8 protein-coding genes and 2 pseudogenes are annotated in these 12,226 nt (G+C 34.8%); 6 read left to right on the top strand and 4 right to left on the bottom strand.

What is annotated here, in order from left to right; genetic code table 11:
• Positions 1-6 precede the first annotated feature (6 nt).
• On the bottom strand, positions 7-606 hold the full coding sequence (locus METEV_RS01875) for a PAS domain-containing protein (RefSeq protein WP_013193865.1): 600 nt from the start codon (positions 604-606) through the stop codon (positions 7-9).
• Positions 607-1,339: 733 nt separating this feature from the next.
• Between METEV_RS01875 and METEV_RS01870 the strand changes: the two genes are divergently transcribed.
• The 5 genes from METEV_RS01870 (at position 1,340) to METEV_RS01850 (ending at position 7,903) form a co-directional block, all read left to right on the top strand.
• Positions 1,340-2,440: a sensor histidine kinase gene (locus METEV_RS01870; protein WP_013193864.1), complete on the top strand. Its 1,101-nt coding sequence runs from the start codon at positions 1,340-1,342 to the stop codon at positions 2,438-2,440.
• A gap of 605 nt (positions 2,441-3,045) precedes the next feature.
• Positions 3,046-5,169: a methyl-accepting chemotaxis protein gene (locus tag METEV_RS01865; RefSeq protein WP_013193863.1), complete on the top strand. Its 2,124-nt coding sequence runs from the start codon at positions 3,046-3,048 to the stop codon at positions 5,167-5,169.
• Positions 5,170-5,200: 31 nt separating this feature from the next.
• A complete protein-coding gene (locus METEV_RS01860; RefSeq protein ID WP_013193862.1) occupies positions 5,201-5,716 on the top strand; it encodes a chemotaxis protein CheW in 516 nt (171 codons plus the stop codon).
• A 50-nt stretch (positions 5,717-5,766) separates the two neighbouring features.
• Positions 5,767-7,266 (top strand): sensor histidine kinase, encoded by a 1,500-nt coding sequence (locus METEV_RS01855; RefSeq protein WP_013193861.1) that lies wholly within the window; start codon positions 5,767-5,769, stop codon positions 7,264-7,266.
• A gap of 418 nt (positions 7,267-7,684) precedes the next feature.
• Positions 7,685-7,903, top strand: a complete 219-nt coding sequence (locus METEV_RS01850; RefSeq protein WP_049890863.1) for a hypothetical protein — start codon at positions 7,685-7,687, stop codon at positions 7,901-7,903.
• A gap of 167 nt (positions 7,904-8,070) precedes the next feature.
• Here METEV_RS01850 and tnpA read toward each other — a convergent pair.
• Positions 8,071-8,468, bottom strand: a pseudogene (tnpA, locus tag METEV_RS11920) (IS200/IS605 family transposase).
• A gap of 57 nt (positions 8,469-8,525) precedes the next feature.
• On the opposite strand from tnpA, the pseudogene METEV_RS01845 reads away from it, so the two are divergent.
• Positions 8,526-9,775, top strand: a pseudogene (locus METEV_RS01845) (RNA-guided endonuclease InsQ/TnpB family protein).
• 89 nt (positions 9,776-9,864) lie between these two features.
• Here METEV_RS01845 and METEV_RS01840 read toward each other — a convergent pair.
• The gene (locus METEV_RS01840) at positions 9,865-10,299 is read right to left on the bottom strand and encodes a hypothetical protein (protein WP_013193858.1); all 435 of its coding nucleotides are present in this window, start codon (positions 10,297-10,299) and stop codon (positions 9,865-9,867) included.
• 591 nt (positions 10,300-10,890) lie between these two features.
• The gene (locus tag METEV_RS01830) at positions 10,891-12,123 is read right to left on the bottom strand and encodes an RNA-guided endonuclease InsQ/TnpB family protein (RefSeq protein ID WP_013193857.1); all 1,233 of its coding nucleotides are present in this window, start codon (positions 12,121-12,123) and stop codon (positions 10,891-10,893) included.
• Positions 12,124-12,226 lie beyond the last annotated feature (103 nt).

The raw sequence follows: 12,226 nt of genomic DNA, 5'->3' as shown, positions 1-12,226 counted from the left end.
AGTGCACTATTTACAGTGTGGTCCAAACCCGCAGCCATCAGGATCGTCCAGTGAATGTAGACACCTTAAAGCGTCACCACCCTTCATTCCTTTAACTTCATCAGAAATTGCTCCTGCGAACTGTTCGGCACTTTTGTTCATTTTAATAATTCTTCTATCAGAATCAACTACCATAGACACTACAGGACTGTTTTCATAAATGGCTTCCAGTTCTTTATCTATGTTTTTCTGACCCGTGATGTCGGTAAATATTGTGATAAACATTCCTCTTCCAGGGGATATTACTGAAATACTGAAATGTTTGTTAAGTGGAGGGAAAAATGTTTCAAAGTATGCTTTTTCACCCGTTTCTGCTGTTTTTGCATAGAGATGCAGGTATGGTGGTTCAATTGTACCATAAATATCTGAGGCTTTCTTTCCAGAAACGTCTTCTCTTTTCAAACCGATAATAGATTCATACGCAGGATTGGTATCTATAATCCTGTAATCCACAGGATTATTATTAGAGTCATAGATTATTTCATGAAGGCAAACGCCTTCTTTTATGGATTCAAAAACTGAATTTAATAATTCAGTTGTACTTAATAGTTCACTGTAATTTTGCAAATAGAAGCCCCTATATATATATTAATTTATATAGTAACTGATACATCAAACTTGCGATGAGTCTTTAAAACTAATAAAATAATGTACTATGAGATGAAAATAAACCGATATTTTTCTTGGCTGTTTCACTTTAAATATTGATAAGTAGTAAAATTGAAAGATAAAACGAGCTAATTCATACTTTAATCATTTCATTTACACTTTCACTAACTTTTTCTTTAACTATCACCGCAAGAGAGGTTAATTTCTTTGTTTTCCTTCTGAAAGTATTATATTCGTATACTGTCTCAGCAGGTAATTTGTCCTGTATAATTTGCGTACCCAGCTCGTTACAGCCGGATTCATGTTCTATATTTCTGCCGATATATATCCAATTAGATTTCGGTGATTTGATATATACAGATGCATCACTGACTTCTGGTTTGACTTTCAGTTTATTGCCAAAATAGTCTGTAGCCAGAATTCCGTCGTCGTTTGTTTTAGATTGTTTACCTTTTACACATATATTTAAAGTTCCCCATTAGCTGGTTCAACTAAATATATTTTTGTTATATTTTTTCGAAAATTCACACTCCCCATAATACCACATAAATAGAAATATATGATTTCCTTCTATAAATTTTACACGATTAATTATTATTGTTACAGGTAAAGTAAATTAATCACTATACCATATTAATTAATTTTATACCAACAATATAATATAATTAATCAGAGTTAATATTTAATAGAAATGAATTATGAGATAACATACAAACCTGAATTGCCTGATTTAAAAGACAATATAATCAAAGACCTACCTGACAACTTTGTAGTTATTGATACCGATGGCACTATCCTTTATGTAAACGATAGCTGGAGAGATTTCGCAAGAGATAATGATCTGCCACCAGAACACTGCAGTGAGGAGACAAATTATCTTACAGTATGTGATGAGGCAACCGGTGAAAATTCAGAAGAAGCACCAATTGCTGCGGAGGGCATAAGGAATGTTATACATGGCAAGAGAGAATATTTTGAACTGGAATACCCCTGCCATGCACCGAACAAGAGACGCTGGTACATAATGAAGGTTATTCCCCTTAAAGATGAAAAACCCAGACCAGTACTTGCATACCATCTAAATATAACGAAAAGAAAACTCTCAGAAATTGAACTGGAAAAATTAAATGAAACACGGGAGATGTTTTCTGACATCTTAAGACACGACCTTAAAAATCCTGTCGGCATTTCAAAAGGGTTTGCAGAAATACTCTACAAAAATGAAACCGACCCTAAAAAACTTGAGATTATTGAAAAGATTATAAACAACAATAACCGGGCTATCGATTTGATTGAAAAAGCCGGCGACCTTGCACGAGTTGAATGCATGGATCATATCGAGTATGAGCATCTTGATTTGGGCCATATAATTGAAAATGTTATCGATAGTTTGCAGGACAAGTTGACTGATAAAAACATGAATATTGTTTTTGTAAATCAGGGCGGTTATTACGCTTATGTAAATTCGATTATAGAACAGGCATTCTCTAATCTAATATCCAATTCTATAAAATACAGTCCGGAAAACAGTGAAATAATTGTAGATATAGTTGATGATAATGATTACTGGAAAATCCGGGTAATAGATTCAGGTCCCGGCATCCCGGACGATGAAAAAGAACGCTTGTTCGACAGATTCAAAAGAGGCAGTGGTGAAAAATCTCTGGGTAAGGGCATAGGGCTTTCCATCGTCAAGAATGTAGTGGAGCTTCACGGCGGTAATATTGGTGTTGAAGATAACCCGGAGGGTAAGGGTTCTATGTTCTGGATAACTGTCAAAAAAGCAGATTAAGCATTTTTTTCTTAATGTACCGGGATATCATTCTAATTTTTAATAAATGAAATTACAAATCAAGAAAAGTAGAAAAACAGGGTTTTACCCTGCTTCTTAAGGTATATACATCAGACTATGGGGGTAGTCTTAAGTTTCCGTTTTTCTGTTTTTTAACCATCCAACTTGTTTTATGGGCAAGAGGAGTAAGCCCATCCAACAATGGAGCTATCCGTTTTTTCTGTTTTTTGAGGGAGATATTATAAATCCGTTTTTATATCTCTTGATGATATATAATTATGAACAAATAAATATAATTCATGTCCAATTTATAAACTGATATGAACATAAACATACATGAAATAATTTTTTATGTTCATAATATAAGTAACATACGTTACTTTCGAGATGAATACGTGGATTAACATTTAACATCTTTAATTATATTCCACTGTTAACACTGATAGAACTTTTGAGAACCTTTATATAATCAACTTCTAAATATATTTAGGTTAATCATAATAATGAGGATGATCATTATGATGAAGCTTTGGTCATTGTCGATACTAAATAAAAAATCGTAAATGATCAATCCATTCAACGGAAAAACCACGGAGGAATCCAAATTGTTCAATCTATTTGGAAATGATAATGAAACAAAACAGGACGTAGTAAAGGTCGCCAACAATATACAGGATGGAAAACTTGATGCCAGGCTTGATACCCAGAACGGAGTAGATCGGGAAACAGCACATTCAGTTAACTCGATGCTTGATAATCTCACAAAAAAGGTCAGTGACACTGAGTCAAAAGCTGAAATAATAGAACTGCTGCCAACACCGATAATGACGATTGATAAAGAGTTTACTGTGACATTTCTCAATTCATCGGGTGCAGAAGTCCTCGACATGGGTCAAGAGGAATGCATAGGCAAGAAGTGCTACGAACTTTTTAAGACTCCACATTGTAATACTGGTGAATGTCGATGCGACCAGGCAATGAGAACAGGTTCTGTTGGAACCGGTGAAACGATATGCGACCCTAAAGGTAAACATATTCCAATTCAATACACTGGAGCTCCTTTGAAAGATTCTGATGGTAATATCAATGGTGCTGTCGAATACGTGGTTGATATTACAGATACAAAGAAAGCTCTTGACGAAGCTAAACAGAAAGCAGAATATTTGAACAATGTCCCTACTCCCGTGATGGTTATTGACAAAAACATGAATGTACAATTCATGAACAATGCAGGTGCCGAGGCAGTTGGCAAAACAACTGAAGAATGCGAGGGTAAAAAGTGTTACAATCTATTCAACACTGGACACTGCAACACCGAGAACTGTCAGGTCGCCAAAGCAATGCAAAAAGACGGTACTTTTACAGATGATACTGTTGCTAAACTGCCATCTGGTGAGCTGCCTATACGCTACACAGGGGCGCCTATTAAAGATAATAAAGGTGAAATAGTCGGTGGTCTGGAATATGTCATCGATATTACCGAGGAAAACCAGGCAGTTTCAGAAGTAGAAGGACTTGTAGATGACGCACTTAATGGGAAACTCAGTACAAGAGGCAACCCTGACAATTACGATATTGTGGGATTCAGAAATGTCATTAAAGGTATAAATAACACACTTGATGCTATTGTCGAACCCCTTAATGAAACCAAAAGAGTTGCTGAAGCTATTGCAGATGGTGACCTTACACAATCGATAAATGTAGATACAAAAGGAGATCTTAAAGAATTTGCTGATACTATAGAAGAGATGCAGGATAACCTCAAAAACCTCGTAGAAAATATAAAAGAAAGTGCTTCCCAGGTTTCTTCTACATCCGAAGAACTATCTGCTTCATCAGAACAATTGACATCTTCTGCAAACCAGATTTCTGACACGATAACCGAGATTACAAATGGTGCTCAAAATCAGTCCACCAAGATACAGGAAGTATCAAGCACCATGAACGATATGTCCACGAGCATACAGGATGTTTCAAGTAATGCACAGAAAACCTCTGAAACTGTTACTGAAGTCAATAAACTGGTGAATGAGGTTGGTGAACAGTCCAAAGAACTCAAAAGTAAAATGGAAAACATCCAGACAACCTCTGAACAAACATCTGAAGTTGTCAGAGAGTTAGATAATAAGTCCAAAAAGATCGGTGAGATTGTCAGCATGATTACAAACATAGCAGACCAGACCAATCTCCTTGCTCTCAATGCAGCCATAGAAGCTGCAAGAGCCGGTGAACAGGGTCGTGGGTTTGCTGTCGTTGCTGATGAAGTCCGTAAACTTGCCGAAGAATCCAGCAATTCAGCCCAGCAAATCGGTGATTTGATACAGGAAATACAAAACAGCACAGGCGAAGCTGTAAGTTCGATGGAAAATAGTTCACAGGAAATCGAAAACGGTTCACAGGCGCTTGATGAAACTGTAAATTCCATGTCAAATGTCGTCGGAAAAACCAGTGAAGCTGATAATATGGTGCAGGATATTGCATCATCTGCTGAAGAATTATCTGCATCTGTTGAAGAGGTTACCTCATCTGTTGAAGAAGTGTCATCTATTGCTGAAGAATCTTCATCCAGTACTGAAGAAGCATCTGCATCTGTTGAAGAACAGACATCTTCCATGCAAGAGTTATCCAAATCCGCTCAGGATTTGAATCAGATGGCTGAAGAACTGAACCAATCTGTAAAGTCTTTCAAAGTTGATTCTTCTGATAAGAAGGACAAGAACAGTAAATAATCCATGATATGCCTTTATAGGAGACGATTTTATGGCTCAAGAAACTGTAGAAACAGATGCATATATAGATGGTCAAGAAAATGAATCCATGCAGCTGGTTGTTTTCCAGCTTGGCGGCGAAGAGTTCGGTGTGGACATAATGCAGGTGCAGGAAATTATACGGATGCATCAGGGTACACGTATACCACAGGCTCCTGACTATGTAAAAGGCGTCATAAATATACGCGGCAATATCATAGTTGTTATAAACCTTGAGAAAATACTCGAGTTACCAATTAAAGAAGAGGATGATGACAACAGGATAATTGTTGTTGAAATCGGTGGCAATATCCTTGGCATGACGGTTGATTCTGTCAGTGAAGTATTAAGCATTGCAAAATCAAATGTAGAACCTGCCCCAGATATGATAACGTCTAAAATAAACTCTGATTTCATAAAAGGTGTAGGCAAACTGGATGACAGGTTATTAATCCTCCTTGACCTTGAAAATGTACTGACCATCAAGCAGTTGGCAGATGTATCTGAAGTCAGTGCTGCCAGGGGTTAAACAATAAGTTTAACCCTTTCAGATTTTGATTAATGAGTGGTTAATCAGTTATGAACCCACTTGCTTATAAATTTAAAAAATACGTAATAGTATTTATATTAACTGTTCTAATAGTATCATCTATTGCATTTTATGTCCCGATTGAACAGACTGTTGTGCAGAATAAAAAAGATGACATAGAACATGATATTCGATTGAATTTCAATGATATGGAATATACAATAGGTTCCTATGAAGGAAAAGTCATCGCATTAACAAATCGATTGATGCTCAGAAAAAAATTACTTTCTTATCATCAGGGTAATTTGTCTCTGAAAGAGCTAAGAGATTGTACCCAACCTAAATATTCATTATATGGTTCATTGGCTTACGATGATATATTAGCTTCTAAAAGAACAACATTCAACAACACAAGGGTTGCTCATTACGGTAATCTAACGTTTTTTAATAGATATTATGAAACCGATAAAAAATTTGATGTGATTAACGAAGACGACCAAACCATTCTCTACATAAAAAAACCAATAATGTCCAATGATTCATTACTTGGATATGAAGTCTGCCTTTTTAATACTACAGATTTTTTTGAAAAATATGAATGCAATCATAAAACTAATTGTATTGATTATAACATTGTGAAAACCGAAAAACTGGAAGAATATAATAATTCTAAGGACAAAAAAATATATGCTTCTAAACTTGAAGGTAGAGAATATTATCTTGTAGCCAGTTACGATGAGGATTTATTAGATGAAGGACTAGGAACTATCAATATTTACATGTTTAGTTTCATACTCATATTGATTGTTACACTACTGCCACTATCATATTTTACATTGTTCAGGGAATCCAAGGAAATTATAGATCAATATGAAAAATCCAATGAATTTAAAGACACTTTTACTGATATCATAAGACACGACCTCCTGAATCCTGCTAGTATTATAAGCGGCTACGCAAAATTGTTGATTAACAAAGAAAGTGATACCAGCAAAATTCAGATGCTCAAAAAGATTCAATCAAGCAATGATAAAATTATAGAACTGCTTGAAAACGCTTCAGAGTTTGCTAAACTTGAAAACACTGAAAATATTGAATTTGAAAACAGGGACATCGTAGAGATAATCAGAAAAATTGTTGATGATTTCCAATTCCAGTTAATTAATAAAAACCTTAAAACAGAGGTCTTAGCAGAGAATGAACACCTGTGCAGAATCAACCCGATGATTGAACAGGCAATTGCTAACTTACTATCAAATGCCATTAAATACAGCCCTGAAAACAGTACAATTAAAATCTATCTTACTGATAAAGGCAATTTCTGGAGAATAAACGTTGCTGATTTTGGAGAGGGTGTTCCCGACGAAGACAAGCCCCACCTTTTTGACAGGTTCTCAAGGAAAGATAAAAAAGGCATAAAAGGTACTGGTTTTGGACTTGCTATCGTAAAAATGGTTGTTGATTTGCATGGTGGATATGTGGGAGTTGATGACAACCCCGAAGGAAAAGGGTCTGTGTTCTGGTTTACACTTGTTAAATCCACTGAATAAAGTCAATAAATAAATTTACATTAATTTTAATATATATTTAGACAAAGTTAAATAATGAAACTACCATAATTATTAATCATTAAATATTTGAGAGTAGTATATGGGCTTTAATATTTATTCTAAAGTATTGGAAGACTTTAGTAAGAAAAATACCATCATTTCAATTACAATAATTCTTGCTCTGTTGATTGTAATACTTGACATCATTGTGGATTTTACTGACCCAGAAGCAAGCCTAACTGTATTTTTTTATTCACCATATATTTAAAAACATAAATAATACCTTACTTTTTAATTGAAGGTCATCCTATAAATCTATTGATAGTACAACACTAAAAATGTTGTAATAAATGTGATAGAAAAATTAAATTATACTTTAGATAAAAATTTGAACAGTAGCAAATTTTATGGTGATTACATGAATGATACAGAAAATGTTCTACAAAAAACACTTGGAAATATATTATCTGCTGCATCAATGCTCGTTTTTTCAATTATTGCCCTTTTCCTAGCAACCTATATGGTAGAATATGTAGCAAACTCTGCAAATTATCAGGTTGTTGGGAACTATATTTTACTTTCAGCATCTATAATCACTGGATCTGCAGTGATTGCAGGGAATTTGTCACAAAAATAAAATTGCAGAATCCATGAATATGTCCAATAATTCTGCATATGTAATTTTTTATAATAACAGAAGGTAGAAAACCCTTATGTCTTTAGCATCGCATCAAATCGTAGATTTAATGCGAGTTTCATTTCTTTGAAATGAAACAAAGGGATGAATACCGTCTAATTTGAATATTAACCTTGACTGCGTATATATTCTGTAATTGTTTTTTTTGCTTACGTTTCCTATTGTGCAACAGAAGTATCCATCACTCCATAGAGTATTTTCATTCCAGTAATACATTTTTAGATGTTTTTTTGTGGTTTTTCCACATAAGGTATGTTGATTCTTGCTTCAATTTTCTAATAACTGATAATATACTAATTTTTGGTTTGGATTTCACTAAAATATGTATATGGTCTTTGTCGCATTCCATTTCTACAATATCAAAATCTGATTTTGATGCAATTGTAATTTAAATATCTTTTAAACTATCTTCAAATCCCATTAATGCATTTCTGCGATATTGACAAATAAATATGATATAATACATTAACAAATACTTGCTGTGATTGTTTCTATCGTAATTCATAACCCATAATAACCAACAAAAATTTTAAATGAATTTGATTATAATATATATAATAAAATGCATCTCACCCAGAAAAACCATGTTAAAGCGGATAAACAGAAGTATGAAGTCCTGAAAAGGATTACTAAATTGTCTAAAAATCTGTACAATTTTACACTGTACACTACAAGACAATACTATTTTGACAATTCAAAATATCTCAATCATGAATCCGCTTATCATCTGGTAAAAGATAATGAGAATTACAAGATGATGCCTTCACAGGTTGCACAGCAAACCATGAAAGTAGTAGATAGAAACATGAAATCGTTTTTCAGGGTTCTGGGCGAGAGAAAAAGAGGTAACTACAACCGACCTGTAAAGATGCCTGAATACTTACCTAAAGACTCTAAATTTGTATGTATATTCCCAAAAGATATGTTCAAAATCAACGATGGTAACGACATCAGGTTATCTATGGGTAAGAATTTCTATAAAAACTATGGTGTGAGATACCTGTACTTCAAGTTACCTGAAAACATAATCGGTAAACACATAAAAGAAGTAAGGATAATCCCGAAGTACAACGGACAGTGGTTTGAGATAGAGTATGTTTACCGAGATAATGGTGAAAAAGTCGATTTAGACTACAATAAACATCTATCTATTGATTTGGGAGTAAACAATTTTGCAACCAGTGTAGATACCAATGGGACTGCCTTCATCATAGGAAGGCAGGGGTTTGAAATCTTATAACCGTTGGTGGAACAAAGTCAAAAGTGGGTTGCAGTCTGTATATGATAAACAGGGTATAAAATCAGGTCAAAAAACTGAACTGGTTATTCGAGAAAAGGAAAAACAAGATTAACGATTTCATGAATCAGAGTGTTAACTATATCATAAAACATTGTATAGATAATAACATCGGCAACATCATAATCGGAGAACTGAAAGACATTAAACAGAACTCCAACATGGGTAAAAAGAATAACCAGACTTTTCAAACTATACCCTTTGGCAAATTCAAGCAGAAACTTCGGTCTAAATGTGAATACTACGGTATCAATTGTATAGAAGTTGACGAGGCATATACCAGTAAAACCGATGCTCTTGCATTAGAACCCATTGAAAAACACCAAAAATACATGGGTAAAAGGGTAAAAAGAGGATTGTTCCAGTCTTCTACTGGTAAATTACTAAATGCCGATGTCAATGGAGCATTGAACATATTAAGAAAAGTAGTCGGTGATTCTCTCATAGAGATAACCGATAGTGGATGTGTGAACCATCCAAGAAGGATAAGGTTCTTCGGAGTAAACTCCTTCTGAAGCCACTTGGTCTTTAGCCAAGTGGTAGTTCACCTCCAAAAGTTTTTCCAAGATTGTTAATCTCAAGTGTCATATCCATCAGCCATCTATTAGATATCAGAATTAAAACTGTTTAAATCTTTTTTAATATATACAAGTGTGATAACACATCCTGCAAGTAAAACTGCTAAACCTATTCCTGGTCCTATATTTTGAGTTGGTGTAAATACAGGAATTAGTCCCCCAATAAAAAACAGACCGGCAATTACAGATGTAAGAAAAAATTCTGCTGAAAGCAACCTTTTATGATATAATGCAGGTTTTGGCAGGAATACCAGAACAACAAGTATCAGTGATAATGCAAAAATGAATTTACCTGCTGTGAGATCATAACCTGCAACAGTACCTGAAACTCTTTGGCTAACCTCGCCTATGCCAGATGGTCCATAAGCCCTGTAATATTCCATAAATTCATGCCATTTAAGGAATGTACCCATAATAATCAAAAACAATCCAGCAAGTACTCTGTTTTCATTTTTATTCAATCAATTCACCCACAGCCATCATTTTAAATATTTTAATTATATATTAAAGCCTATAAACTTTATATGTATTAAAGGTCTCTTTAATAAAAATATTTACTTTAGCTTATAGGTTAATTAATAGTAGAGGATTGGTTCTCTACTCATCAGCTAGTTATACTACAGTCCAACTGATTCTCCATGATTTCAACCGGTTAAAAACCTACAGAAAAAGTCGGTTCGAAATCTATTCATCAAATAAAGAGAGGAGATTTGTAGAAATAGCAACATGGTTCATGCTGTAAATTTGCTATTTCCAATCTTCCAGCCTATGTAACTCATGATAAATGCTAATATAATCGGTATCCATGATATATTTGCTTCAATTAGGAATCCTCCGGAAGGAGCACCTGTGAATGAGTAGAATATTAGCCACTCAATTTTTAAGATTGTTCCTATCAAGTAAATAGCTGCTAACGTTGCAAAAAAAGCAAGAACTGAGATGATAATAGGAGTATGTTTCACGTATTTGGTACTTCCTTTAGTTAATATGTAATAGTTTCTGATATTAGTGAACTACCGCTGAGCTAAAGACTCAGCGGCTTCGGAAGAAGTCTACCTTGAAAGTCTTATTCTTCCCGGGGAGTTCACGTCCCCACTATCGACTATCCCTGCAAGGGAATCACCGATTACCTTTCTTAAGATATTCAGTGCACCGTTGATATCGGCGTTAATCAGTCTACCTGTAGATGACTGGAAGATTCCTCTCTTATGTCTCTTACCGAGATATTTATTATGTTTCCTGATAGGTTCTAAAGCCAGTGCATCAACCTTGCTAGTGTAAGCTTCATTCACTTCATGGTAGTTTATACCGTGGTACTCGCATTTTGAAACTAATTTCTGTTTGAACCTGGCAAATGGTATCGTCTGGAAGTTCTGGTTATTTTTCTTGCCGATATTCTGTTCCTGTTTGATTTCTTTCATCTCTCCAATCACGATGTTGCCGATTCTATTTTCCAGACAGTGTTTAACGATATGATTAACGCACTGGTTCATGAAATCGTTTATCTTCCAGAACCTTTTATTAGAGAACCTATCCATCTTGATTCCATCATCTACATTCTGTTTGTCGTAGACTGACTGCAACCTGCTCTTCTCCTTGTTCCACCAACGGTTATAAGATTTGATACCCCTGCCGTCTAATATGAATGCAGTCCCACTGGTCGTCACGCAGGTTGCAAAATTGTCCACTCCAAGATCTATCGATAGATGGCTATTATAATCAAGTTCAGCAATCTCCCCGTCTTCATGATATACGTATTCTATCTCGAACCATCTACCCTTGTATTTCGGTACGATCCTGACCTGATTGATGTATTGACCTATTATATTGTCAGGTATCTTGAAATACAAGAATCTGGTACCATATGTTCTACCATATTCAGGACCCAATGATAGTCTGATTTTATCGTCGATAACCTTCAGTTGATCTTTCTTGAATGTACATATGAAGTTTCCGTCTTTATCCAGATACTTTGGAAGTGAAACTGGTTTTTCATATTCTCCTTTTCTTTTCTTATCCAGAAGTTTGAAGAACGATTTCATACTGCCATCTACAGTTTCCACAGTATTCTGGGCTACCTGAGATGGCATTAATCTGTAATTTTCGTTCTCTTTGACCGTATGATAAGCGGTATTCTTATTGAGATATTTCCCGTAGTTGAAGAAGTACTGTCTAATCGTATACAATGTAAAATTGTACAGGTTCTTGGACAGTTTGGTCAACCTCTTCAAGGTCTCATACGTCTGTTTATCAGTACGGAGATGGTTCTTCTGGGTTAAATACATTCATCATACAATCATTTAGCAAAATACTTATCTTTTTTTGACTATTTATCATACCACGATGCTAAAGACATCGTGGTTTTCTTCATCTTTATAAATAACTATT

This window comes from Methanohalobium evestigatum Z-7303, from assembly GCF_000196655.1.
GTDB classification, from domain to species: Archaea; Halobacteriota; Methanosarcinia; order Methanosarcinales; family Methanosarcinaceae; genus Methanohalobium; species Methanohalobium evestigatum.
This window is presented reverse-complemented; position numbering and strand designations above follow the sequence as displayed.